Below are 25300 nucleotides of genomic sequence, written 5' to 3' on the forward strand. Positions count from 1 at the left end.
CAATATTTTGGGGAAATGAACTTCGTTCTCCCAAGAAGGCGGCGATCTTTCCGGCCTGGAAACGTTTACTTCGAAAACAATCGTACGTGGAGAGGGGGTTATATGAATCTAATGGCACCCCAAGGCTCTCCCACTCTTTTAACGAAAGGAAGATGAATATTTGATGAAAAAAAGAACAACCCTTGGCAGCGAGTCCTTGCATGCCCAACCTAGCAGCGCAGAGCTTGGGAGAAATCGAGATCGTCCACGGCCGTTGAGAGTTAACAAACAAGAATCCCCCTCTTCTCACGATTGAAAAGAAGGGGACTTTTTATCATTACAGTAGCATGGATTAGCGATGACCGATCGATTAACGGTTAGTGCGCAGCAGACGAAGCCCGTTCAGTATAACCAGAATGGTGCTTCCTTCGTGACCGATGACACCCAGCGGCAGCGCAACGCCTTGAATGAAATTGGCTGCAATCAGCGTCAAAATCACGGTGATGGCAAAGATCATATTTTGCTTCACGATACGCTGAACCCGGCGTGCCACCTTGACGGTGCCGGCAATTTCATCGATGTTGTCATTCATAAGCACCGCGTCCGCTACCTCCAGCGCCGTTCCGCTTCCCGAAACGCCCATGCCGATGCCGACGGTCGCGGTAGCCAGTGCCGGTGCATCGTTCACTCCGTCCCCAACCATGACCACATGGCCATAACGGGCGCGAAGCTCCTTAATATGTGTAACTTTATCTTCCGGCAGCAAATCGGAGAACACCATGTCCACGCCGCTTTCCTTCGCAATCACGTCCGCCGTCGCCTTGCGGTCTCCCGTCAGCATCGCTACCTTGATACCCAGCTGCTGCAGCCGCTTAACAGCCATTGCCGCTTGTGGCCGGACCGCATCCTGCAGAGCGATCATGCCCGCGATACGGTCTCCCTTCAGGATAACGGAAACCGTCTTGCCTTCGGATTCCAGCGTGTTCCGGATAGACAGCCAGTGCTGGCGATTCTCTTCAAGCGCGGTCAACTCATGTTGCGCGGAAGCTGCACCTGAATGCTGATCTATAGTCGGATGATCCAAAATATCGCTTTTTCCTATTTTCCAAGTGATTCCTTCCACTTCCGCCTGCATACCCCAACCAGTTATGGACTGTCCGTTCTCTACCTGCTGAAGCGCGGCCCCCTCTTTCTCAGCCGATTGGACAATCGCCAAGGCCAGAGGATGCTTCGACATTCTTTCGATAGAAGCACTGATGCCAAGCAGTTCATGCCGATCCCAGCCCTCGCCTGCGATAAAATCCGTAACCACTGGCGTACCGAGCGTCAAGGTACCTGTCTTATCAAAAGCGACAACCGCCGTGCGCGCCATATTCTCAATATGGGCGCCGCCTTTGAACAATACGCCTTTTCTGGCGCGATTGGAAATCGCCGACAGCATCGCAGGCATGATGGAAGATACCAGCGCACAAGGGGACGCTACTACGAGAAACACCATCGCTTTATAGAAGGTGGTATCCCAATCCCATCCCAGGACGGGAGTAGCCAGAACAATCAGGGCCACGGTCGCAATGACAACGACACGGGCATAAATCGATTCGAACCGCTTGATGAACCGCTGCGATTCCGGTACTTCGTTCTCCGCTTCTTCCACCAGCTTGATGATCTTGGCAAACAACGTGGATTCCGCCGACTGGGTAACCTCAATGTACAATACGCCTTCCCCGTTCAAGGTTCCGGTGAACACTTCATCCCCAACGGACTTATCGACCGGTATAGATTCGCCGGTAATCGAAGACTGGTTCACAGAGGAGCTGCCGCGATAAATTTTGCCGTCTGCCGGAATAAGCTCGCCCGGCTTTACCAGAATCAGATCGCCGATCTCCAGTTTGTTGATGGATACCGATACCATCTCTCCCTTCTCAATGCGAAGGGCCGTTTCCGGCTGCAGCTCCATCAAGGACGAGATATCCTTGCGGCTTCTCTCCATGGTATAACTCTCAAGCGCGCCGCTGAGGGCAAAGATGAAGATCAGCATCGCGCCTTCATTCCAGTACCCGATCGCTGCAGCTCCCATAGCGGCAGCAATCATCAGCAGATTCACATCCAGATCGCGCTCCTTCAGAAGGGTCTCCACACCTTCTTTCGCTTTCACCCATCCGCCGACGGCATAGGATATCACATACAACACAACGGAGAGCGGCTCAGACCATTGGCTGGTCAGCCAAGCCACCAGCATCAGCAGGCCGCTGCCCAGCGCAGCCACGACCTCCGCGTTGCTCAGCAGACTGCGTATATCCCACTTCCCAGGCTGCCGCGGCTCACGAGGATCGGCTCCATTTTCTATTGTCGATATGCGTCCAGTCGTCGTTTGATTTTGTATCCATTGCATAACCAATCACCTTCCTAGTTGAGAATGAGATCCATTATTACTACCCTTAAAATGACACATGCTGCCCCGGCTTCGCCGGAGCAGCATGCTAAATGAGAATGAGAATCATTTTTGAACTTATACAATTTATTTTCCTTCGTACAACTTTATAAGTATCATACTCACTTCATCCTCATTTGTAAACCATATTTTTCACATTTTTTAAATACTGAAGAGTACCTATTGGCGTCCCCTGTTATTGAATATGAACCTCTACACGTAAAAAAGCCCTTGCGTTCTCTCCGCAAGGACTTCTCTTTAATCCATCGCCTATTTTGTTAAGCGCTCACATTCCATCACTCGACAATCGTCGAACATCTGCGGCGCATCTCCAGCCTCGCACCGGTTATTCGAATGGCTGCAATCTCTGAGGACTGACAGCACACCTCGTGTATGCCCTGTCGGTAAACCATCCGCAAATCCGTGGTAGCCACCCCATTGATCCGGAGCGTTAATTGCGGCTTCGTTCGCTTAATTCGATGGATCATCTCGGAGAAAGCCGTGACCCTGTGTCCTGCCTCATCCGACGATCCGGAATTCTCCGTCCCCTCCGAATCGAATACAATCACATCGGCCAAACGGGCAATTTCCGCTGCCGTTGCTGGATTCATCCCTTCTCTGAGAAGCGCCCCATAACGAATACGCACAAAACGTCTTTGATCCATAAGGGTCTGCTCTGCCACTTCTTCGATAAAATTATGGATCGATATAAAGTCATCCGCGTGCGCCGGACGTACAGCCAGGAGCTCTAATTGGCAATCTACGCCTTCCTCGCTGCACTGCTCCATAGCCCGGAACAAGGACTCCAGCTGAGCATCCTGCGCTTCACGCAACTCCATCGTGTTGGAAAGCCGGGCATCGTGCAGCAAGCTGACCGCACACCTAGCTCCATCCGCCGCCTGAAACACCGACACCCAATAGGTCATCCACAGCATGATAAGTCTCCGCCTCAACAGAGCGCTCTTCTCTGCGCTCCGGGAATTCAACCATGCCGTGTAAACCTCCTGCAGCAGGCCATGCTGCACAGCATCCTCCCCGCGTATCAGCCCGATTCCCTGAGCACCTTGGCTGATATCTCGTGCAATGGATTCAGGGTCTGCGGATCGGCTCATGACTTTCAGTCTTCGGTTCCTGTCACTCCACCCCAGCAGTCGGGTCAAGGAAGGTCTGTCCGTGCCGCTATGCCGAATCCCGGAAACCCTGAGGGCTTCTTCAATATCCTCAGGCGATGCCAATAACAGCAATACCTCCTCATGGGTCACTCCTCCTGCCATTGCAAAATGCTTCAGCAGATCCGTCTCGGGAGAAATCTCGTTTGCCCCAATCTCTTCAACTCCGATGAACTCTTGATCTTCCAATCGACGCTCTCCCAATTCACTGCGTGCTCCCCATTGCCTTTCCGTCATGGTTATCCTTCTACTCCCTTTCACCTTGAATTGGATAAACGCCTCCTTACAGAATATTATGAAACAATTGGAAATATACAGCCCACGGAATAAACACCGGCTGAAAATAACAAGACGGAACAAACCAAGCACCCTGCTCTCCTTATACCGGATAACTGCGCGAGGGTACGGATGCCTTTCTGTTTATCCTCATTTCAAGAACTGAATAAAACCTATACAATGAAGGAATGAATCCATCCCGGAAAAAGGAGCGCAGAGCATGAGAACCGATTATGACCATTGGGAACCGATCAGCGTATCGGATGCCGTCAGAATTTTTGCTGAAATCCCTGCTCATTGGTATATCGCCGGAGGCTGGGCACTGGATTTATATTTGGGGGAGCAGACCAGGGAACACGGCGATATCGATATCCTGATCCTGCGCGAAGAGCAGGCCGCCATTTACGCAGCATTAGCCAAAGAATGGACACTGTACAAAGCGGATCAAGGGACCTTATCCCTCTGGGAGGAAGGCGAATATTTGCACTCGGTTGGCGATGTATGGGTAAGCCGGAATGACGAAGCCCCATTTTCATTCCAGATTATGCTGGTGGAGACCGAACAGGACAACTGGATTTATCGCAGAGAACCGTCCATTCGAAGACCACTCGAAGATATATCCTTAAAAACAGACCAAGGAATCCCCTATCTGAAACCGGAGATACAACTCCTGTATAAAGGGGGAAGCAAGAATATCCGTGAAAAAGACGAACGGGATTTCAGGAAGGTCCTGCCCTTCCTCGATCGACAGGCTGCAGGATGGCTTACCCAAGCGCTGCGGACGCAGTTTCCGTCAGGTCATCCATGGCTCGACAGCATTGATACAACCCCGTAGGCCTTGCGACAACAAAAAAAGAGCACCTTCCTCCATATACAGGAAAGTGCTCTGAGTTTATTTGAAATCCATCAGTCAGCCTTTACTCCTGACTTGCCGCGATGGCTTGACCCAGATCGTACAAGATATCATCGATAGACTCGGTCCCGATCGACAGACGCAGCAATTCCGGATTGACACCCGCCGTAAGCTGCTCATCTTCCGTCAGCTGCTGATGCGTTGTGCTGGCCGGATGAATGATCAGTGACTTGGAATCCCCGACGTTGGCCAAGTGAGAGAACAGCTTCACATTCTCGATCACCTTCTGACCTGCCGCTGCCCCGCCTTTGATACCGAAGGTCAGGATAGCGCCTTGTCCCTTCGGCAGGTACTTCTTCGCCAGCTCATGCGAAGGGTGACTCGGCAGCCCTGCATAGCTCACCCATTCCACCGCCTCGTGACTCTCCAAGTACTTGGCAACCTTCAGCGCATTCTCGCTATGGCGCTCCACCCGGAGATGCAGCGTTTCCAGTCCTTGCAGGAGCAGCCAGGAATTGAACGGGGACAGCGATGCGCCGATATCCCGCAGCAGCTGCACGCGCGCTTTAATGATATAAGCGATCGGGCCTACTGCCTCTGTATATACTACGCCGTGATAGCTTGGATCCGGCTGCGTCAATCCTGGGAACTTGTCATTAGCCGTCCAGTCGAATTTACCGCTATCGACAATAACCCCGCCGATGGAAGTGCCGTGGCCGCCGATGAATTTGGTCGCGGAATGAACGACGATATCCGCTCCATATTCAATCGGGCGCAGCAGATACGGGCTAGGGAACGTATTGTCAACGATAAGCGGAATGCCGCTCTCGTGCGCGATGGCCGCAACGGCTTCCACGTCCAGCACATTCCCCTGCGGATTGCCGATCGTTTCGGCAAACACAGCCTTCGTCTTGTCATTGATCGCTTTGCGGAAATTCTCAGGATCCGTGGAATCCACGAAATGCACCTTGATCCCCAGCTTCGCGAGCGTATTGGAAAATAAATTATAAGTACCGCCATACAAACTCGAGGAAGAAACAATTTCATCACCTGCGCCCGCAATGTTCAGAATGGAGAAGGTGATGGCTGCCTGCCCGGAAGATGTCGCCAGTGCGCCGGCACCGCCCTCGAGCGCTGCAATCCGCTTCTCAAACACATCCGTGGTCGGGTTCATAATACGCGTGTAGATGTTGCCGAATTCTTTAAGCGCAAACAGATTCGCCGCATGCTCACTGTCTTTGAACCCGTAGGAAGTCGTCTGATACAGAGGGACAGCGCGGGATAATGTGGTCGGATCAAGCTCCTGACCGGCATGAACCGCTAAGGTTTCAATGGAAAATTGGCGTTCTTCTGACATGGGTGTTTCCTCCCTTTTCTTCATATGGAAAGTATGATGATTTCATAATTTCTCCCATTCTCTCATACTTTCCCTCGTTTGAAAAGAGAGATAACCCACTAAATTTATCGGAATATTTATTATAAATTCTTCTGCACGCACCCGTAAGTCTCCCTTACTCCTTATCCTCCTTATACACTCTGCCCCATCCATATCCGGCTTCCGGGGACGTATCCTCCGGCATGCCCGGCAAGATTAAACCGCCGTCTATACGGAGGTTAATGCCGGTAATATAGGATGCTGCATCCGAGCAGAGCCAAGCAATCGCTTCCCCGATGTCCGACGGCGTGCCGAGCCTTCCCAGCGGGATTTTTCTGCCCAGCGGCTCGTCCTCTGCCGATTGGTCCGGCTTGTGAACGGTTGCCCCCGGTGCCACGCAGTTTACGCGGATGCCATGCGGAGCCCACTCGAGCGCCAACGATTGCGCGGCACGTATAAGCGCTGCCTTCATGCCGCCATATATGCTGTCCTTGGGATAGGCCCTCTCTCCCCGGGAGGACGTGATGAAGATGATATTGCCCGGAATTCCCTGGGCGATCATCTCCCGAACCGTATATTTGCTAAGCAGCATCGGCGCTCGAAAATCGAGATGAACCGTCATGTCCAGCGCGTCCTCTTCAATCTCCGTCAGCTCGTCATATAGGCCGATCCCCGCATTGTTCACCAACAGATCGATCCGGCCAAACTCCTCTATCGTCTTTCGTATCGTATTCTCCGCTTCGCTGCGAACGGTCAAATCGCTCTGAATAATAAGCGGCTCCTTGCCGTAGGTATGGCCGATGTCCTCCGCTACATCCACGATTCCTTCTTTGCTCGAATTGTAGGTCATCGCCAGCCGGTAGCCTTTTTCAGCCAGCACCTTGGCAATGCCTCGTCCGATTCCCGCGCCAGCGCCCGTTACCAGCGCCACCTTCTCCGTTCCCTGTTTACTTACGGTTCCCATGATTTCTCGCTCCCTTCCGAATTCATCCTTTCATGCCACAGTCGCCTGCCGCCGTTCAACGATGACGCGCACCGTGCCTACCCTTCCTTACCCTGTTCTGAAACGGATGATTGGCTTTCGATAGATAAAGTTGGATGATCGGGCGTTCATATGGTAAATATTTGAATCCATGCCGAGGTTTAATACGTAGTGTATGTTAATATGGCTTTCCATATACGATAAACCAAAGGAGCGTGTACGAATGAGTTCTGAGATGTGGATTATTGCGAGCGTTCTGGTCGCCGCATTCCTGATCATGATTCCCGTACAGTACCGGTATATTGCAGCGTTAAAGGAAGATCCCCGAAGGCAAGGTGTCGATCAGGAAACGTATTACAATAAGATGTCGTTTCAAGAAGAACAGCTCCACTACAATACGCAGGTCTTGTTTTTACCTTCCACCATGGTTGCTTCGTGGATATATAATTGGAGGCATAAGAGCGGAAAAATGACCAAGTAAGCGGCTTTAAACGGATGAAAACGCAAAAATCATCGCCCGAATGAAGGCGATGATTTTTCATGATCCAAGCTATACTCAGCCGCGTCTAGCTAAGGCGTTCATATGTAGGAAAAAGGTATCCTCCAGCGTAGGCGCCTTCTCCACAAATTCGGGACCCGGCTGCTTTTTCCCCATCAGCCTTACTCTCATGTGATGTTCCGTCATTTGAAAATGAATCAGCAGCTCCTGCGGTATCCGCTCGAAGGCTTCCAGATCGATCTCGCCTTCCCAGACGCTGGAGGCCACATTCAGCTTCCACTGGGTCGGTGAACCGATATACCGGATGCGACCGCGGTGTATCCATATCACGGTATCCGCCGCCTCTTCCCATTCGTTCAGCTCGTGGGCGGCCACGATCACCATTCTGCCCCTGGCGTACTTGGTCAGGTACGTGATAAGGAATTTGCGTTCCTCGGCGTCCATACCGTTTAACGGCTCATCGAGGAATAGAAAAGAAGGAGAAGCCAGCAGCGCCTGTACGACGGCAATGCGCCGCTGCACCCCTTGCGACAAATTCTTGACCTTGCTCTTGCGAAAAGGCTCCAGCCGAAAGTCCGCCATCAGCCTGTCAATGGCCTCCGGGTTATAGACGCCCTTTAATTCCGCCATATAGGTCAGCAGCTTGCCGACCTTCATATCTCCATACAGCTCGATATCCGCCGGAACATAACCGATTTGGCTGCGGATTAGCGGCAAATGATCCCCTGCCCTGCGCCCGCTGTACAAGATCTCGCCTGCATCGGGCGCCTGCAGCGTGGTCAGCAGCTCGATCAGGGTGGTTTTTCCGGCGCCGTTCGCCCCGACGATGAGGTTCAGGCCGGATTGAATCTCCGCTTTGTCGATTTCAAGCCGGTACGTACCCGCCTGTCGTTCCAGTCCTTCCAGCCTAATCATTGGCCATTCTCCAGGCTCCGTTCAGCTTCAAACTGCGTCCGTAGGAAGAGACGAGCAGAATCACTCCGATAACAAGCAATGCCATGTCCGTCATCATTTTACCGCTCATCGAAACGCCGTGATCCACGATTTGTCCTTGAATCACGATCCACATGCCGTAGACCAGGACGGCCGAGATCAGTGAGACGACCATGCCTTTGCGAAACAGCATATACATCGCAGCTCCTCCCGTCACCAGCAGAATCCCCATCCACTCCAGGATAAAGGGTCCGAATAAAAAGCGGGAGGTTTCCGCCTGGATGGATCGCAGCCCGAGCGCGAGGGTACTCAGCAAGGCCATTCCGATGACGATACCGGTCACTAGCAGCAGGCGGGTATACAACACAAGAGCCGGCGGGTATGGGGTCAAGGTCTCCACGGCCCGCATCCCTTTATCCCAGGTTCGGCTGCTGAACAGCATCGATACAATCAGCAGCAGCGGGGTAATCAACGGAAAAATGCCGCCGGGCAATCCGGCAAACTGATCCAATGGATACTCCGGATCGATCAGCAGAACCAACATGCAGAATACCGCGCCTGCCGTGAGCAGAATGGATCTTTGATTCAATCGGATCTGGCTCCGGAGAATCTGTTTTAATGAGGGCGGGTCGACCTGCGGATTAAAATCCAGCTTGGGGGACTCGGGCTCAATCCTGAGCTGATTGAACTCTCCCTGAAGAGACGCAATGAGCTGCGCCGTCTCATCCGGTGACGGCGATGGAAGAGCAGCGCGTCTAAGCGGGCCGCGAAGCTCGTCTTCGAGTCTTCTCAATTCATTATCGAATGGATGATCCATGGAGATACACCTCACTTTCTTTTACTTTGCTCTGCGAATCCGGCTCTTCCGACTTGGAGCGGTTCCGTACCTGTTCCTGGGGACTCCTCTCCCGCGTCCTTCGGGACGAATGAACGGGTACCAAATCGGAATGCTCCATGGACAATGTTTTCTTCAGCTTTCTCAAGCCGTTATATAAATGCGTTTTCACCGTGCTTAAGGGGAGGTCGACCAGGTCGGCGATTTCCTGCAGCTTCAGATCATGAAAGAATCGAAGAGATATGACTTCCTGTTGTATATCGGGCAGGCTCTCCAGAGATGCTGCAATCTCAAGCGAGGTTTCCTGCCTTTCCACGAGTTCCTCCGCGCCGGGTGCAGGGTCGTATGCATCCGGCATCTCCTCACCCGCCAGACCTTCCGACCTGTAGGATGCGCTTTTCCAATAATCCTTGCACATATTCAGAGCCACGCGATAAAGCCAGGAGCGAACATGTTCCAGCGTGCCGTGCTGCTTCAGATGCCGAATGAGCCGGATAAACGTTTCCTGAACGATATCCTGGGCTTTTTGCCTGTCGGCCAGCCTCTGGGTCGTATAACTGAGCAGCGGACCATGGTACCTCGTCACCAGCATTTCAAAAGCTTCCTGGTCGCCGGCAGCCATGCGTTCGGACAGCTGCTGATCGGAAATCATGCCTTCCCCCCCTTTCTATGTGCATTCTAATCTTCCCATTATATCTATTTCTCAATTATAACCGACCGTGTGCATGTGCATAGTCGTCATTATTTGACATTCAACATGGCATCCCATTTCTGCTGCCACTCTTTGTACGTAATCGGGCTCTCCGGATTTAAGTACGAATTCCGTTCGGTGCTCGGGAGCATCAGCCCTTGCTGGTAAAAATGAACCAGCAGCTCTTTGACCTGCTCCCCTCTGCCTTCTTCCAACGCCCTTCTGACTTGCTGAGCCATACTTATCCCTATTTTGTTTTGAGGATCATCGCCGTCCCCATTCCGGTAAAGGAGCTGCTGTACCGATCTAAGGCTTCCATAATCCTCTCTCAGCTGTTTATCGCTAAGCCCTTTCTCTTCCACATAATACACATACCAGAAAAGACTGCTGATCTTTCCGCGCACATCTCGTTCCGGATGTTCAAAATAATAATTAAGCCCATCCTGGTTGCCAAACAAAATCGAGTTCATCCATTCGCCCGACAAGTTTGAGTAGTTATATGTGTACTGGTTCGAGGACAGAATCAGACGATGGTCCACCCGGGGATAATCAAAACCTTGACCTAAATATAAGATCTTGTCGACGTTGCTGTTGAACGCGGGTACCCACTTGGAGAAATAGTCATATTTTTTTTGCATATCCCGCAGCATCATCACGGATGCCTTCTCCATATATGGCGTTGTCACGACGGTAATCGGGAGATCATTCCGGCGGATTTCCTTCCAGAAACGACCTCCGTACAGGGAGATGTTCTGCTCGATCCCCCTATCCTCAAACCGCTGGTAGCCGGGCCTCCGTTCCAGCTCCTGCATCCCCGTATACAAGGGAACCGGATAACCTTCCACCTCCAGCTTCATCTCACCGAAAGAATAACGCATCCGGCCGAATTCCCAGCCCAAATAAACATATTTCGGAGGACGGTCTTCGTTATCACTCTTTAAATATACATGCTGATAACCGGGAAGCGGATACCACGCGATAAATCCATCCAGTTTAACTTCGGGTCCCACACTGTAAACCGAAAATTCCTCACGGGAGTACCCGGCCATAAAGTCCATGACTTTGCCCCTATATTCCAGCTCGGCCTGAATGTCTCCTCCCTTGGCATCGCCGACCATCCTTACCGATAGCCGATCTCCCTGTCTGCGATAAGGAGCGTCAATACCTTGAAGTTGGACACGCTCAAGCTTGAACATCCGGTTCAGGGTTAACGGAAGCTGCCTCATGCCCGATAATTCGGAGGCGGGTATCGTTAGCTTTGCCATCACGCGAAGTTCATCGTTTGGCAGCCGCTTCAGTTTGATATCATAAGAAGAAACATGATAAAAGGATCCAGCTTCAGGATCATCGATATAAGAAACCGTAGGGTCTTCAAGCTTCGCATCAATTTGGGCATATCGTTCCGCCCATAGCGTGCCGTAAGGTACCGCTGCAGCTGCCGTCAATACGACAGCCCCGAGCACCGCGAGCCATCCCGCTTTCAGCAGCATCGTAGGGCGTTTGCGGTTTAACAAGAACAAACACACCGTTAGCAGCAGGAACGTGAAGGCAAGCACGAACCACCGGGAACTCATTAAATCTTCGCCAAACAGGTCGTACCCCCAATTCTCATATTCAAACCGATTGGATTGAAGGAAGAATTGATTGAGGTGAAACACTTGGGCCGGCATCCATCTTAATTCGCTGATAATATAAATTTCCATGAAAAACGTTCCGAACATCCATGCACAGAAACCAATCAAATAAACGATCCGATTCGGAATGCTTGCCCCGAGAAGCATGGCGAGCGCGAGTGTCACCATGTAGGAAACCTCATACTGGACAGCAAATTGCATGGTATGCATCATCGCAATATGACCGGCGATTCCTTGGCTAACCGACAGGATATAAAATATAACCGACGTCGACAATGTGAACAGGGAAAAGTACAACAAACTGACCACATATTTCGACGACAACAAGGTAAAGAAAGATACAGGCAAGCTGTGATTCCATTCAAAGGATCGACGGCGGACATCCCGGCGAATGGACAAGATGCCGATTAACATAGCCGGACCCAGGGTCATCGTATGACCCAGCATGTGGAAGGAATAAGCCGCCGTGTACAGATTATGGTTCGGCCCGTTGCCGCTCGCCGCCTGCAGCATCATAATGATGAACAGAATCGCATAGATGATCGGAAGCGAGGCAAACAAAGGGTTGCCGAACAAAAGCCGAAGCTCAAGAAGACTGTGCCTCCACCATTTATGCATGGCGATCCCTCCGCAGCAGGCTTAGATACCCATCCTCCAGGGTCGGATCCGCGGGAAACGCCCCTGCAACCGGAGCCGCTTGACCGATAAACCGGCAGAGGACGCCTTCCGGAACGGTTCGGGTAGACACGACGGACATGGGATCAATCAAGGCAAATTCGTCCGGGCTCATCACCGCTTCCCATACTTGGCCCTTCCCGCAAGCCTGCAGTTCAGTCAGGCTGCCGTTCATGGCCAATCTCCCCTTGTTCATGACTGCGATACGCCGGCAGTTGCTTTCGATATCGGCGACGATATGGGTGGATAGCAGGACCGTCCGGTCGATGCTAAAGCGGGTTAACACATTCCGGAACCTGACACGCTCCTGGGGATCCAGCCCGGATGTCGGTTCGTCAACGATCAAGATATCAGGCGATCCCAATAATGCTTGGGCAATACCCAGCCTCTGCTTCATTCCCCCGGAATAAGTGCGAACTTTTTTATCAGCCTTTCCCTGGAGATTCACCATCTCGAGCAGCCTGGAGATTTCCTTCTGCCTGGCACTCCGTTCCGTGATCCCTTTCATAGCCGCCACATAATCCAGATAATCCCGGCCGGTCAGCTGCGGATAAATGTGAAAATGCTGCGGCAAATACCCGATCATCTGCCGGATCTCCTCCGGCCGTCCAATCGATATCCCGTTCACTCTCACCTGCCCGGAGGTCGGCGTCAATAAGGTTGCCAGAATGCGCATCAGCGTGGTTTTGCCGGCGCCGTTGGGGCCTAGCAGACCCGTCATACCTTTATCCAATTGTAGAGAAACATCCAAGAGCGCCCAAGCGCCCTTGCGATAGGTTTTTGATAGATGCTCAATGGTAATCATTCTAGAATCCTTTCACCATTAACGATTATGGCATAAGCCGCGCGGTTTACGTTACTTGGAACGAACCATCGTCTCAAAAAGTTTGGCATTTCCAATCTTTTGACGCCAATTCATATATAAGGTACAAAAAAGCCCGTGATCCTTAAAGCGGATTGCGGGCATGATCTATATTCACCTGACGTCAGGCTCTTATTCAGTTATTATAACATGCAAAGATGGGGTTCATCCGTAAACCTTCAGGCCGTAAATATTTCATGTCCCAAAAAATTAACGGGATGGATCATTCACAGGCTTATTTCACCGATCGTTACCGATGAGCCTCATATTGGTTGGCACGACTGATCGCCTGGATCGATTGGATGTCCTGCGGCGATAACTCTTCCTTATTTCCCGCCGCCAAGTTATGCCGCAGCTGTTCAAGCGAGCTTGCACCAGGGATGGTGCAGGCAACTGCGGCATGGGCCAAAGCATATCGAATAGCCAGATGGGATAGATCCGTGTCACCGCCAACCTCTTCAAGCTCCTTGAGTACATCAAGCAGCTCATTTTTGCTGTAATCCAGATAGCCCTTCTCGGCTTTGGCTTGCCCACGGTCCGACAATATGCCGCGGGCAACGGGTCCCCGTGCAATGACGGATATTCCGTTCTCGGCAAGCAGATCGAGCACCGCTTCCTCCGGTCGCCGGTCCAGAATGCTGTACTGGCTCATGACGCTGACGATATTGGATTTCGCAACATACTCGCGGATGACGTTCGGCCGGATGGACGAAATGCCATAGTATCGAATCCACCCTTCCCGCTTCAGCTCTTCAAAAGCTTCAATCGTCTCGTCAATAGGATCATCTAACGTCCCCCCATGAAGCTGATACAGATCGATATAATCCGTACCCAATCTGCGGAGGCTGTCCTTAACGGCGGATTTGATGTATTGCTTGGAAGGATCCCATACCCAGCCATCCTGTCCCGGTACACGACGGTTGCCGACTTTGGTAGCGATGATCACATCCTCGCGCCGGCCTTGAACCGCTTGGCCTACCAGTTCCTCGTTACGGCCTTCGTCGTACAGATCCGCTGTGTCCAGAAAATTCACGCCCCGGTCCAGCGCTTCATGGATAAGCTTCACGGCTTGTCCCTTATCCGTACCCAGTGACATACAGCCCAGCCCGATTTCGCTTACATACAATTCCGAAGATCCCAGCTGATTGGTTCTCATGCTTGATCCCCTCCTCTTCCCTATAATGAATAAGGTTCTACTTCTTTACTTACCCTAAAATATCGATCCAGATCTTCAAGGCCGTAACCGCAATGAGAAGTGCCAAGGCGTATCGCAGCAGTCGGACGTTCATCTTGCGACTGATGATGGCGCCGATGGGGGCACCCATCAAGCTTCCGGCGACCGCGAACAAGGACGGCCAGATCGGAATGTCGCCAGAGGCGATTTTGCCGACAACGCCCCCGACCGCGGACAGAAAGACGATCGCGAGTGATGATGCGATGGTGATCCGCGTCGGTATCTTAAGGATCGTCAGCATGATGGGGATCAGGATAAAGGCGCCTCCAGCGCCGACAATCCCCGCAATACCGCCAACGATAAAGGCGGCTCCCATTGCAATCCCCGAGTGATAAGTCACCTCGCTAACCGACCTGTTTTCCATGGTTGCCCGGGTCGGCACAATCATCAATAACACAGCGATAACCGCCAGAAAACCGTAGATCACGTTAATCGTACCGCTGGTCATCAGCATCGAGGACAGACTCCCGATCAAACTGCCAACCAGGGTGCTGATCCCCATCTGAATGACCAATGGCTTGTGAAAGTACGACTCACCGCCGCGCGAACTCATCCGGTTGGTGATCATGCCTGACAATGAGGCGAAAAATACCTGCAGCATGCTGATGGACGCCACTTCCTTGGAGGTAAAGGCCTCCAGTCCAAACCAGGAAGGAACGTATAGCAGCAAGGGAAAGTTAATGATCGCTCCGCCAATTCCCAGCAGTCCTGAGAAAAAAGAACCGATGATACCTATAAAGATCATGACTACAAGCTGCACTATCAAGGTGATCGATCTCCAATTCAATTTAATATCGTAACGGCGCACATTGCTATTGAATGTGCCCCGTTGTTGATTTATAATAAACCCAAGTATTTATATCGGAAATAAAGGAGGTGTGTGGTGGCCATGTTGAATAAGCTGAAATTCCTTTTTCAGGACCGTTGCCCTGACTGCGAGCAGAAGCTGATTTCCAGGCAGGAAGACATGGCTACGATCAAGCATTGCCCGGATCACCACTACACCGAAGAAATATATAATCAGCTGGGAGTTACGATTGTTTATCATCCCAGCAAAGATAACAGTTAAACTTGGTTAACTCTTGTTAGCAATTATGCGCAGAAGTCTTTTGCACTTTATTCCGTTCCCTCTGCCCATTCCCGTCCGGCCAGCCTGACGAGAAGCAGAACCGCGATCTCGGCAATCATCACAACGAGCGAGCATACAAAAATCACAGGGATCATATCGCCTGAATCCAGATTTAAGATGAACGGGTAGGCGATAAGCCATAGCAGCTGCGCTGCCATAAACAAGTGCCCCCGGAAGCGCGCCTTATGATCCAATCCGGATTCGGCGTCTGTGAAATTGGCTTGGATGCCTCGGCAGATTCCGAAAATCAATACCATATGCAAGCAGACGGCAGGCAGTTGAATCAGCTGCCCCTTCACCGATTGCATAGGCAGGCTCCCCCCCACCTCAGGAAACCAGAATAATGAAAGAACCGACCAGATCAGCAGCAGCCAGGCTGACAGATGCCCTGCCCTAAAATATCCGTTTAATGCCTGAAGCCGCCATAATCCCGAAGCCATCAGCAGGTATCCCAGCATGTCCGGTAATACATCCACAAATTCGATCTTAAGGTCGACCAGTACAAAGAGCAGCCCCCACACGATGCGATAACAAGCGCTCCTCATGACCCCTTCCTGCTTTCCCGGACAAATTTCGTCATTTCTTGTTCCGTCGGACTTGGTTGATAAGGAATCAGCGTGTCTTCATACCATCTCCGCCCGCGTTCCTCTATAAAGGTGCTTCTCAATATCAACTGATATACCTGCATACTCTTCTTAAGCGATGGCATATCAAATTGATGGCTGATTCTAATGGAATCCCCTTTATTAATCTTAAGTGGAAGCTGAATCTCGTCGATAGGTTCACCTCTTAACTCGATGTGCGCTTCCGAAGGCTGCGACTGGTAACTAGTACCCGGTATTAGTCCGGAAATGTCGGCATGGATTCGAAGATCCCCTCCGTCTGCGATATCCAGCAATTTAGAAGAGAACGCCGTTAATTGAAGGTTCCGCTTCACGACGGCAGATTCGTAGCCCGAGTTATCGGAAGAGGATCCGCCGGACGTCCACGATATCGGATGTTGTTCTTCCTGATCATATACGCCGGGCCATATGTAAATCTCCCCGATATCCACTTGTTCCGAGGTTCCATCGGAATATAGGGCGGTAATCTCTCGAACGAGAACCGGTTCCTTTAGCTGCTCTTCTTCTGGCGCTTCTTCCTCAGGAGCGGGTTTATTTAAGTTCACCATCATTTTGCCTAAGTATTGCCTCTGATACTCTGCATACTTGGGGTATGGCGTTACGATCTGTTCGGGATAACCTTCGATCCGGATGGAGCTTAACGTCTTATCTGCCCGTTTGTCCTCTACGTAATACAAGTCAAATACGCGGCCTCCCCCTTCCCTTGTTTCCACATGATGCTCAAGGAATACGGTTCTTCCCAGTTGGTTGGCTTCATAATACCAGACATTCCCGACCCAGCTGCAGGCTACGAACAGGATGGCGAGAACGTAATACCATTTCTTGCTCATGGCCCCTCCTTATGTATCATGCGATTGTTCCATATTATTTAACTATATTAACACGTAAATAGATGAAGAGGGTTTGATTAGCGTTAATTTTTCATATGCTTCTGGCGGAGGAAGCCCATGAATTTGAAATAAGGTTACGCCATCATGGACAGACTATTTGAAGCCACCCTAAAATCAAGGAAGGTGTTCATGATGAATCCATCGATCGAAGAGGTCACCCGTTGGCTTCAATCCAAAAGCAATCACACTCTGCACATATCCAAGCAAGAAGAAAAGGATCAGGATCAGATTAAAATACAGCTGGAGCGTTTTGAACACCAGCAGCATCAAGAGCAGTCCATCGACGGTTATGGAGACCGCCATGCGCTCCTGCTGCACGGCCCCGGCGTTGTCATCACGGCCGGCCATGAAGCGCCGCTGCCAAGCGATGCCTTCGTCATTGGACTGGACGGGTTAACGGCTGCGGACATCCAGGACCATCAAGTGGTGCTCACTACGGATCGGAGTACCTATTCCATCACGACAACCTAAGGAGCAGCCGGAATGAAACAGCAAGAACCGCCAGAGTTGTACAGCTCTGACGGTTCTTTTGGCTTTATTCGCTTTATGCTGGATCTATATTGTACATAACGCTTGCGCTCGGGGCACAGTTGATCCCCCTTTGCTTGAGTCAACAGCTTACACTCGCTCGAATCTCCACATAAAGCTCTGGAAATCGCCATGCATCGCGGGAATGGCCAATCCGGCGTTTATCAGTCGGTCTCCGCCGTAGATGTTCCCATCCTCCACGCACCGATAATCCCCTTCCGGATCCAGCCCTGCCGTGCGCAGCCACACAATCGGTTCATTCGCCTCGCTTAAGATGCGGAAGTAATACAGCACTGCTTCCGAGCGATCCTCGGAGACGATGGTCCAGGCTGCTTCGTTCCCTTCGAACGGATTCCGAAGGCGATAGAAATCCCCGAACTGCACCAGATGCCGAATCTCCTTGTACAGTTTCACCTGCTCGCGGACCTCTTCCTTTTCCTGCTCACTGAAGGCCGTCAGGTCAAGCTCATATCCGAAATTGCCCGACATCGCTGCATGGCCTCTCGTACGCAGCGAAGTATTCCGAAACACCTGATGATTCGGAACGGCGGACACATGGGCTCCCATGGAGCTAAGAGGATACACAAGGCTCGTTCCGTATTGAATCTTCAATCGGCTGACGGCATCGGAGTTATCGCTTGTCCACGTCTGCGGCATGTAATACAGCATCCCCGGATCATAACGTCCGCCACCGCCGGAGCAGCTCTCAAACAAAATATGCGGGAACTCGGTCGTCAGCTGCTCCATCACCCGATACAACCCCAGCATATAACGATGGGCCGTTTCCCGCTGGCGCTCAGGCGGCAGCGCAGCCGACCCGATCTCCGTCATATTCCGGTTCATGTCCCATTTCACATAGGTAATCGGCGCACTTTGCAGGATGCTCCGAAGCATATCGGCCACCGCATCGCCTACTTCCTCACGGGAGAAGTCCAGGATCAGCTGCTGTCTTCCTTCCGTTCGCCGGCGTCCCTCCACATGCAGGCACCAGTCCGGATGCTGACGGTACAGATCGCTGTCCGGCGAAATCATCTCCGGCTCAAACCACAAGCCGAACTGCATATCCAGATTGCGGACCCGCTTCACGAGATCCTCAAGGCCCTCCGGCAGCTTGTTTTTGTCAACGACCCAATCCCCAAGGGAAGTCGTATCATCATTTCGCTTGCCGAACCATCCGTCATCCAGCACGAACAGCTCGATACCGAGATCCCTTCCGGCGCTGGCGATCTGCTCGATTTTATCCGCATTAAAGTTAAAGTAGGTCGCTTCCCAGTTGTTAACCAGCACCGGGCGCGTAGCATCCCGGAATTGCCCCCGGCTCAGCCTTGTACGGTACATCTTATGATAGCGTCTGGACATGCCGCCGAGGCCCTCTGCCGAGAAGACCATTACCGCTTCCGGCGTCTGGAACGACTGTCCCGGCTCCAGCATCCAGGAAAAATCGAATGGATTCAATCCCATCGTGACCCGGGCTGTTTCGTATTGATCCACCTCAACCTGCGCGGAGAAGCTGCCGCTGTATACAAGGCTGAAGCCGTACACCTCACCATGCTCTTCGCCGGCGCCTTCGGACAGCAGCGCAAGGAACGGATTATGGTTATGGCTGCTTGACCCCCTGCGGCTCTCAATTCCCTGCATGCCGGGAGATAATCTTCTGCGCTGCACATGGCGCTCTCTCGCCCATGCCCCATGAAGATGCAAAAGATCATAACGGCTATGATTCATATCCACGCTGGCGCTCATGGCCCGCAGCAGGGTGATGTTCTCCTTGCTGTCATTACGGAAGGACACGGAACGCGTGATGGCGTCGAACGCATGCATGACCGTATAAGACAAATAAATCGTCAAGCCGCTTGCCCGATCAAGCAGTTCCAACTCCAGCGTATCCGCCTCGGCATCCTGTTCCGTGTATACGGCAGGCAAGCCTTCCAGCTTCGGTTTGCCGCTGTATATCCGGTGACGGACATATTCAGCTTCGGTGACCGTAGTCCCGTTAGCCAGCTGTACCTGATACGCAGGCTGCCGGAAATCGCCGCTGCCGTAGCCCGGATATTCCTGAGGCAAGCTGTCCAGGGAAAAGGAAGCGTCCTCGCGAAACGGCGTGGGCGAAAAGGATGCTCTTCCCCGGCGCTCCAGTAAATTGCCGACGCGGTTATCGCGAATCCGGCGCCCCCAATAGGCATGCGCCGGATAAACGCCCCGCACAAGCTCAATCACGTAACTTGACCGATCGCTTTGGAGATGGAACACTCCCAGATCTTCATGAAAATGTATACTCACTGCTTTTTGCCCCCTAACAAGGTCCGAGTTAAATCTCCATGGTCCTTCTTAAGACCTTACGGCGGCCGTCCTTTCCAGAATCATGACGTCCCTTCCCGGAATCGTAACATGGCCTGAAATCTGCCGGCTGCCCAGGAGATCGAATTGATTGGCAGAACCTGCATCAAACGTCATCTCTTCGGCATTGTGGTTCATGATGAACAAGTAGGAGTTCCCCTCCTTCACCCGCTCTACCACCTCTACTCCGGCTGGTGTTTCAAGCAGCGGCTTCACGCCCTGTTCTTCGCACAGATTGGCGAGAAATCCCTGCAGGAACTGCGAATCCGGACTGCTCGCCACATAATAGGCCTGACCTTCGCCAAAGACATTCTTCGTGAGAACAGGCGTGCCTTTATAGAAGTCGGATCCGTACTCCGCCAGAACCTCCGCTGTCTCCGCATGGATGATGTCACACAAAATTCCACATGGATAACTTCCACGCAGCGACCCCCAATCCTGCTTCATGTTGATCTGATTTTGCTGTCCGGGAAGCAGGGCATCGATCTCCTCGGCCCAGATGCCAGTCACCTTGCGCAGCTCGCCGGGATGACCTCCCAGGGTCACCAGATCGTTCTCATTGACGATGCCGCTGAAGAAGGTCGTCACAAAGGTTCCGCCCCTGGACACAAACCGCTCTACTCGCTGGGCAACGCCAGGCTTAACCATATACATCACCGGGGCAATCACCACATCGTACTTGCTCAAGTCCTCCTCAACGCTGATGATATCCGTCTGGATATTCAGCTGGTACAGCGCATCATAATACTTATGAACCTCATCCACGTAATTCAGCGCTTTGGAAGGTCCGCTTGACAGTTCTAGCGCCCAACGATTCTCCCAATCATACATAATCGCTACCTTGGCGTCCGAACGGGAATCGAGCAGCTTGTCTCCGATCTGCAGCAGCTCTTGCCCCAGCTCCGCGCATTCCCGGAAGACCCGGGTATGCTCATGTCCCACATGCTCGATCAATGCGCCATGGAATTTCTCGCATGCCCCGACGGAACGGCGGAGCTGGAAGAACATGACCGTATCCGCGCCATGCGCTACGGCCTGATAACTCCACAGCCTCATTACGCCGGGACGCTTAGCGGAATTGTAGGGCGACCAGTTCTGAACGCTCGGAGTCTGCTCCATCAGCATGAACGGCTGTCCGCTTTTCAGCCCGCGCATCAGATTATGCGACATCGCCGTAAAGCTTACCGGCGTATCGATCGCGGGATAGTTGTCCCAGGATACCACATCCATGTGCTTCGCCCACTCGAAGTAATCCAGCTCCGGATAAAATCCCATCAGATTGGTCGTGACCGGAATATCCGGCGTAATTTTCTTCAGCTCATCTCTTTCCAGTCGGTAACATTGCAGCAAGCTGTCGGACTGGAAACGGCGGTAATCCAGCGATATCCCTTGGAAGAAGGTTCGGTTTCCGCCGAATTCCTCGCTGAGCGCATTCGGTACCACAATCTCGTCCCACTCGTAAAAGGTATGGCCCCAGAAGCCGGTATTCCATGCGGCATTCAGCTTGTCGAGCGACCCGTAGCGCTCCTTCAGCCAGACGCGGAACTGTAACTCACAGTTGTCGCAATAACAATACCCGCCGTACTCATTCGAGACGTGCCAGATGACCAGTGCCGGATGATCCTTGTAACGCTCAGCCAGCTTACGCGCCATCAGCACCGAATATTTGCGATATGTCGGGCTGTTCGGACATGAATTATGGCGACCGCCGAATTTGCGTTTGCGCCCATCGTAGTCAACACGCAGGATGTCCGGGCATTTCTTGGCCATCCAGGCCGGATGCGCCCCCGTGCTTGTTGCCAAGCAGACATGAACCTGCTCCTCTGCCAAGCGGTCCATAATTTCATCAAGCCACGTGAAATCGTAGCTGTCCTCATCGCGCTGCGTTTTAGCCCAGGAGAATACATTGAGGGTCGCCACGTCAACACCGGCCAGCTCGAACATCCGCAGGTCCTCTTCCATCGTTGCCTTATCCCATTGCTCGGGGTTATAGTCCCCGCCATACCATATTTTGGGTAAACGTTGATTAATCATCAAATTGCCTCCTTCATCCTTCTTCTAGCTAGGAAAATCGTAACTATCGTAATTTGAATCTTAAAGAAAAGAGGCACCATCCCAAGTCTTGTCGGACAGGGATCATACCTCTTATGATGATTCGCTAACTTGGATTAGAGTGCTGCTCCTTACTTTTTCAGACTATCCCAGGATGTCTGCATATCCTCAAGCATCTTGTTCGCATCGGATTTGCCGGCGAAGAAGGCCTGCATCGCACCGGAGAATTCCTGTGCTACACCGTCAGGGAACTTCGCGGATTGTCTTGGCAGTACTTTTCCAGCCTGCACATACTCCCACACAGCCGAGCCCAAGTCACCCATATCCTCAGGCGTTGCTTCGATGGTCTTCAAGGCCGGAATGAATTTGAATTTTTTGACGATGTATTCTTTACCGATATCGGATGTAACAAACCAGTTCAGGAAAATCTTTGCTTCTTCCTTCGACGCGGAATCCTTGTTGATGACCAAGTTTGCAGGTACGCCTACGTTCAGCTTGTCATTCAGCTCCGCATTGTCGCCAAGCGGCATCGGCAGGTAGCCAAGATTCAGGTCCGGATTGATGGCATCAATCTCGGTCTGGGCCCAGTTGCCGTTCTGCATCATGGCTGCTTTGCCGGTAGCCAGCAGGGAGATGGCCGTATTGTAATCGGTGGTCAGCGGGTTTTTGTTCCCGTGATCCAATGTCAGCTGCATCAGCTTGGCCCACTCTTCGAACTTCGCATTGCCCGCGAATTTTTGCGTGCCGTCGTTCAAGCCCTGGATAAAGGCATTCGGATCCTCCTGCTGGGCAAACGCCGGGTTAATGCCTTGGTTACCGATCAACCACCATTCCTGATAAGCGTTAGCAAAAGGGGTTATGCCTGCCGCTTCCAGCTTCTTCGCGGCATCTTCCAGTTGGGCATAGGTTTTAGGAAGCTCGGTAATGCCCGCCTGCTCAAACAAATCTTTATTGTAGATGTAACCCCATCCTTCAAGGTTCATCGGCATACCGTATACTTTACCGTCTTTGGTCATCGGCTCTTTCGCCATGTCCACCAGATCGTTCACCCAAGGCTGATCGGACAGATCCTCCAGGCGGTCAATCCACATCTCCATCTCGGCGTCGCCGCCATTGGAGAAAATATCTGGCGCATCGTTGGATGCAAATTTCGTTTTCAGAGCAGCACCATAGTCTGCACCGCCGCCCACGGTTTGAATATCCAGCTTGATGTTCGGATACTCCTTCTCGAATTCAACCTTGAGTTCATTCAAGCCGTCTACGATCTCGGTTTTGAATTGAAAAATCTTAACGGTCTTCACTTCGCCGGAAGCTCCATCCGAGCTTCCGCCCTGGCCTTCCTCCGACTTGCCGCCGCAGGCCGCAAGCAGCAGCGAGAAAGCCAGCAGCATCACGAGTGATAATTTCATTTTGTTCATCTTTACTACCCCCTAGAATTGTTTATATATAAAGATGGAATAACCGATTTGGGAGAAGCCGGGCTGCCTTTACCCCTTAACGGAGCCGGCAGCAACGCCTTCAACAATGTACTTCTGTAACGACAGGAAGAAGATGATGATCGGCGTAATGCCCAGCACGAGCGCCGGCAGCGCCATATCCCATTGCTTCGAATACTGCCCGAAGAAGGCAAAGGTCGCAAGCGGAATCGTCCGCAGTTCCGGACTTTGCAGAATCAAGGACGGCAGCAGGTAGTCGTTCCATACCCACAGACAGTTCAAGATGATGACCGTCACCATCATAGGTTTCAGCATCGGCAAAACGATCCGGGCAAATACTCTGAACGGAGAAGCTCCGTCGACCGTGGCGGCCTCTTCGATTTCAAGCGGAATGCCTTTCACGAATCCGTGGAACAGGAATACCGACAACGGGATGCCGAGTCCCAGATAACTGAGAATCAAGCCCACGATGCTGTTGTTAACGCCCAGGAAGTTAATGACCTGCAGCAATGGAATCATAATGGATTGGAACGGAATGACCATGGCCGATACGAACAGCATGAACACGATTTGATTGAATCTCGTATTGGACCGAACCATTCGGTAAGCCGCCATCGCACTCAGCATGGCGATGATTAAATTACTGATAACCGTGATGATGACGGAATTCGCGAATGCTTCCGGGAAGCGGGTCATTTCCCAAGCCTTGCTGTAGTTGTCAAAATGAAAGGCGGTTGGCCAGTTGGCCGCGTCGACCATAATATCGCCCAGCGATTTGACCGAGTTCACCAGCAGGAAGTAAAAGGGCGCCAGGAAGATCAGCGCTATAATGACCATCACAATCTGCAATACGATCGTGGAAGCCGACATAGGAGGTTTCTTCGATCTCATTTAAGCTTCAACCTCCTTCTGCTTCGTTAATCGGACTTGAATGAGCGTGATGACGGCAACGACCAGGAAGAAGATCAGGGACTTGGCCGTCCCGAGTCCATACCGGTTGTTCAGGAATGCCTCATTGTACACGTTCATGGCCAGTGATTCCGTGGAGCGGTATGGCCCGCCCTTCGTGAGGGACAGGTTCAGGTCGAACATTTTGAAGGACCAGGATATTGCCAGGAATAAACATACGGTGACCGCCGGCATGATGAGTGGAACGATGATGCTCTTAAGCACTTGAAACCGGTTCGCTCCATCAATCTCGGCAGCTTCCATGACTTCCTTGGACACATTCGTAATGGACGCGATGTAGATGACCATCAGATAGCCTGACGATTGCCATACAAAGACCATGACAATGCCCCAGAAGCCGGTCACTTCGTCTCCCAGCCACGGAAGATTAAAGAACGGAATCCCCGTAGCTTCGCCAACGGTGGCAAAGCCCTTTATGAAGATGAACTGCCAGATGAAGCCCAGCAGCAATCCTCCGATCACGTTCGGCATGAAGAAAATCGTCCGCAGCCAGTTGCGCGCCCTAATATTTTTCGTTAAGAAGTAGGCCAGGAAAAAACCGACCAGATTCGTTAGAAGCACGCCAACGATCGTAAACTTGGTGGTAAACCAGAAGGACTGTGCGAATGCGCTGTCATTTGTGAAAATCTGTTTGAAATTGTCCAGCCCGACCCATTCGACATTCCCCGAGACACCATTCCAGTTGGTAAACGAGTAATACATCCCCATCACAAATGGGATAATGATCGTAATACCGAAAAACAGCAGCGCGGGTCCGATATAAACCAACTGCTGCGTCAAGGCAGCCGTTCTCTTGCTGTTCATGTAAATCCCCCTCCGCTTGTCCTATCGTTTCTCTATCCATTTCTCTATGATTTAATTATGCTAAGATGAAGACCCTGGGACTACCACAGGATGTGAACTAAATG

22 protein-coding genes are annotated in these 25300 nt (G+C 51.9%); 4 read left to right on the top strand and 18 right to left on the bottom strand.

From position 1 onward, the window contains the following. Positions 1–349: 349 nt before the first annotated feature. Positions 350–2371, bottom strand: coding sequence for a heavy metal translocating P-type ATPase (locus tag AK95_RS09045; protein WP_071219639.1), 2022 nt, complete (start codon positions 2369–2371; stop codon positions 350–352). A 335-nt stretch (positions 2372–2706) separates the two neighbouring features. Then, the gene (locus AK95_RS09050) at positions 2707–3816 is read right to left on the bottom strand and encodes a PEP-utilizing enzyme, TIM barrel domain protein (protein WP_071219640.1); all 1110 of its coding nucleotides are present in this window, start codon (positions 3814–3816) and stop codon (positions 2707–2709) included. A 259-nt stretch (positions 3817–4075) separates the two neighbouring features. Here AK95_RS09050 and AK95_RS09055 point away from each other — a divergent pair, with 259 nt between their 5' ends. Then, complete coding sequence (locus AK95_RS09055; RefSeq protein WP_071219641.1) at positions 4076–4690, top strand: nucleotidyltransferase domain-containing protein; 615 nt, start codon at positions 4076–4078, stop codon at positions 4688–4690. A gap of 82 nt (positions 4691–4772) precedes the next feature. On the opposite strand, the gene AK95_RS09060 is transcribed toward AK95_RS09055, so the two are convergent. Both AK95_RS09060 and AK95_RS09065 read right to left on the bottom strand, forming a co-directional pair. After that, positions 4773–6065: a homocysteine synthase gene (locus tag AK95_RS09060; RefSeq protein WP_071219642.1), complete on the bottom strand. Its 1293-nt coding sequence runs from the start codon at positions 6063–6065 to the stop codon at positions 4773–4775. A gap of 154 nt (positions 6066–6219) precedes the next feature. Then, positions 6220–7047, bottom strand: coding sequence for an SDR family NAD(P)-dependent oxidoreductase (locus tag AK95_RS09065; protein WP_071219644.1), 828 nt, complete (start codon positions 7045–7047; stop codon positions 6220–6222). Between the two features lie 241 nt (positions 7048–7288). Between AK95_RS09065 and AK95_RS09070 the strand changes: the two genes are divergently transcribed. Beyond that, on the top strand, positions 7289–7546 hold the full coding sequence (locus tag AK95_RS09070) for a DUF3949 domain-containing protein (protein ID WP_071219645.1): 258 nt from the start codon (positions 7289–7291) through the stop codon (positions 7544–7546). A gap of 75 nt (positions 7547–7621) precedes the next feature. Here the strand turns inward: AK95_RS09070 and AK95_RS09075 are convergent, their stop codons facing one another. From AK95_RS09075 to AK95_RS09105, 7 genes are all read right to left on the bottom strand, one after another. Next, positions 7622–8479: an ATP-binding cassette domain-containing protein gene (locus AK95_RS09075; protein WP_071219646.1), complete on the bottom strand. Its 858-nt coding sequence runs from the start codon at positions 8477–8479 to the stop codon at positions 7622–7624. Next, positions 8472–9314 carry a hypothetical protein gene (locus AK95_RS09080; RefSeq protein WP_071219647.1) on the bottom strand — a complete coding sequence of 281 codons (843 nt, stop codon included), beginning with the start codon at positions 9312–9314 and terminating at the stop codon, positions 8472–8474. The genes AK95_RS09075 and AK95_RS09080 overlap by 8 nt, the downstream gene beginning before the upstream one ends. Then, complete coding sequence (locus tag AK95_RS09085; protein ID WP_071219648.1) at positions 9295–9984, bottom strand: RNA polymerase sigma factor; 690 nt, start codon at positions 9982–9984, stop codon at positions 9295–9297. The genes AK95_RS09080 and AK95_RS09085 overlap by 20 nt, the downstream gene beginning before the upstream one ends. Before the next feature lie 89 nt (positions 9985–10073). Beyond that, a complete protein-coding gene (locus AK95_RS09090; protein WP_071219650.1) occupies positions 10074–12275 on the bottom strand; it encodes an ABC transporter permease in 2202 nt (733 codons plus the stop codon). Then, entirely contained in the window at positions 12268–13137 is an 870-nt protein-coding gene (locus AK95_RS09095; RefSeq protein WP_071219652.1) for an ABC transporter ATP-binding protein, read from the bottom strand. The genes AK95_RS09090 and AK95_RS09095 overlap by 8 nt, the downstream gene beginning before the upstream one ends. 307 nt (positions 13138–13444) lie before the next feature. After that, on the bottom strand, positions 13445–14350 hold the full coding sequence (locus AK95_RS09100; RefSeq protein ID WP_071219654.1) for an aldo/keto reductase: 906 nt from the start codon (positions 14348–14350) through the stop codon (positions 13445–13447). 49 nt (positions 14351–14399) lie between these two features. Beyond that, a complete protein-coding gene (locus tag AK95_RS09105) occupies positions 14400–15194 on the bottom strand; it encodes a sulfite exporter TauE/SafE family protein (protein ID WP_083397571.1) in 795 nt (264 codons plus the stop codon). A gap of 123 nt (positions 15195–15317) precedes the next feature. Between AK95_RS09105 and AK95_RS09110 the strand changes: the two genes are divergently transcribed. Next, positions 15318–15497 carry a hypothetical protein gene (locus tag AK95_RS09110; protein WP_071219655.1) on the top strand — a complete coding sequence of 60 codons (180 nt, stop codon included), beginning with the start codon at positions 15318–15320 and terminating at the stop codon, positions 15495–15497. A gap of 47 nt (positions 15498–15544) precedes the next feature. On the opposite strand, the gene AK95_RS09115 is transcribed toward AK95_RS09110, so the two are convergent. Together AK95_RS09115 and AK95_RS09120 are read right to left on the bottom strand one after the other, a co-directional pair. Then, positions 15545–16102 (bottom strand): hypothetical protein, encoded by a 558-nt coding sequence (locus AK95_RS09115; protein ID WP_071219656.1) that lies wholly within the window; start codon positions 16100–16102, stop codon positions 15545–15547. Beyond that, positions 16099–17010, bottom strand: a complete 912-nt coding sequence (locus AK95_RS09120) for a hypothetical protein (RefSeq protein WP_071219658.1) — start codon at positions 17008–17010, stop codon at positions 16099–16101. The genes AK95_RS09115 and AK95_RS09120 overlap by 4 nt, the downstream gene beginning before the upstream one ends. 189 nt (positions 17011–17199) lie before the next feature. Between AK95_RS09120 and ymzB the strand changes: the two genes are divergently transcribed. Continuing rightward, a complete protein-coding gene (gene ymzB / locus AK95_RS09125; protein WP_071219659.1) occupies positions 17200–17541 on the top strand; it encodes a protein YmzB in 342 nt (113 codons plus the stop codon). Positions 17542–17688: 147 nt separating this feature from the next. Here the strand turns inward: ymzB and AK95_RS09130 are convergent, their stop codons facing one another. The 5 genes from AK95_RS09130 to AK95_RS09150 form a co-directional block, all read right to left on the bottom strand. Continuing rightward, positions 17689–19878: an alpha-galactosidase gene (locus AK95_RS09130; protein ID WP_071219661.1), complete on the bottom strand. Its 2190-nt coding sequence runs from the start codon at positions 19876–19878 to the stop codon at positions 17689–17691. Positions 19879–19926: 48 nt separating this feature from the next. Then, on the bottom strand, positions 19927–21969 hold the full coding sequence (locus AK95_RS09135; protein WP_071219662.1) for a beta-galactosidase: 2043 nt from the start codon (positions 21967–21969) through the stop codon (positions 19927–19929). 149 nt (positions 21970–22118) lie between these two features. After that, positions 22119–23405 (bottom strand): ABC transporter substrate-binding protein, encoded by a 1287-nt coding sequence (locus AK95_RS09140; protein ID WP_071219664.1) that lies wholly within the window; start codon positions 23403–23405, stop codon positions 22119–22121. Positions 23406–23474: 69 nt separating this feature from the next. Beyond that, positions 23475–24314: a carbohydrate ABC transporter permease gene (locus tag AK95_RS09145; protein WP_071219665.1), complete on the bottom strand. Its 840-nt coding sequence runs from the start codon at positions 24312–24314 to the stop codon at positions 23475–23477. Further along, positions 24315–25196, bottom strand: coding sequence for a carbohydrate ABC transporter permease (locus AK95_RS09150; RefSeq protein WP_071219666.1), 882 nt, complete (start codon positions 25194–25196; stop codon positions 24315–24317). Positions 25197–25300: the final 104 nt, after the last annotated feature.

Origin of the sequence: Paenibacillus sp. LC231, from assembly GCF_001860525.1 — a bacterium.
Classification (GTDB): domain Bacteria; phylum Bacillota; class Bacilli; order Paenibacillales; family Paenibacillaceae; genus Paenibacillus_AQ.

Bases quoted from the DNA above. Each gene is read 5' to 3' on its own strand.
- AK95_RS09045 (WP_071219639.1), bottom strand. From the start codon at position 2,371: ATGCAATGGATACAAAATCAAACGACGACTGGACGCATATCGACAATA.
- AK95_RS09050 (WP_071219640.1), bottom strand. From the start codon at position 3,816: ATGACGGAAAGGCAATGGGGAGCACGCAGTGAATTGGGAGAGCGTCGA.
- AK95_RS09055 (WP_071219641.1), top strand. From the start codon at position 4,076: ATGAGAACCGATTATGACCATTGGGAACCGATCAGCGTATCGGATGCC.
- AK95_RS09060 (WP_071219642.1), bottom strand. From the start codon at position 6,065: ATGTCAGAAGAACGCCAATTTTCCATTGAAACCTTAGCGGTTCATGCC.
- AK95_RS09065 (WP_071219644.1), bottom strand. From the start codon at position 7,047: ATGGGAACCGTAAGTAAACAGGGAACGGAGAAGGTGGCGCTGGTAACG.
- AK95_RS09070 (WP_071219645.1), top strand. From the start codon at position 7,289: ATGAGTTCTGAGATGTGGATTATTGCGAGCGTTCTGGTCGCCGCATTC.
- AK95_RS09075 (WP_071219646.1), bottom strand. From the start codon at position 8,479: ATGATTAGGCTGGAAGGACTGGAACGACAGGCGGGTACGTACCGGCTT.
- AK95_RS09080 (WP_071219647.1), bottom strand. From the start codon at position 9,314: ATGGATCATCCATTCGATAATGAATTGAGAAGACTCGAAGACGAGCTT.
- AK95_RS09085 (WP_071219648.1), bottom strand. From the start codon at position 9,984: ATGATTTCCGATCAGCAGCTGTCCGAACGCATGGCTGCCGGCGACCAG.
- AK95_RS09090 (WP_071219650.1), bottom strand. From the start codon at position 12,275: ATGCATAAATGGTGGAGGCACAGTCTTCTTGAGCTTCGGCTTTTGTTC.
- AK95_RS09095 (WP_071219652.1), bottom strand. From the start codon at position 13,137: ATGATTACCATTGAGCATCTATCAAAAACCTATCGCAAGGGCGCTTGG.
- AK95_RS09100 (WP_071219654.1), bottom strand. From the start codon at position 14,350: ATGAGAACCAATCAGCTGGGATCTTCGGAATTGTATGTAAGCGAAATC.
- AK95_RS09110 (WP_071219655.1), top strand. From the start codon at position 15,318: ATGTTGAATAAGCTGAAATTCCTTTTTCAGGACCGTTGCCCTGACTGC.
- AK95_RS09115 (WP_071219656.1), bottom strand. From the start codon at position 16,102: ATGAGGAGCGCTTGTTATCGCATCGTGTGGGGGCTGCTCTTTGTACTG.
- AK95_RS09120 (WP_071219658.1), bottom strand. From the start codon at position 17,010: ATGAGCAAGAAATGGTATTACGTTCTCGCCATCCTGTTCGTAGCCTGC.
- ymzB (WP_071219659.1), top strand. From the start codon at position 17,200: ATGATGAATCCATCGATCGAAGAGGTCACCCGTTGGCTTCAATCCAAA.
- AK95_RS09135 (WP_071219662.1), bottom strand. From the start codon at position 21,969: ATGATTAATCAACGTTTACCCAAAATATGGTATGGCGGGGACTATAAC.
- AK95_RS09140 (WP_071219664.1), bottom strand. From the start codon at position 23,405: ATGAACAAAATGAAATTATCACTCGTGATGCTGCTGGCTTTCTCGCTG.
- AK95_RS09145 (WP_071219665.1), bottom strand. From the start codon at position 24,314: ATGAGATCGAAGAAACCTCCTATGTCGGCTTCCACGATCGTATTGCAG.
- AK95_RS09150 (WP_071219666.1), bottom strand. From the start codon at position 25,196: ATGAACAGCAAGAGAACGGCTGCCTTGACGCAGCAGTTGGTTTATATC.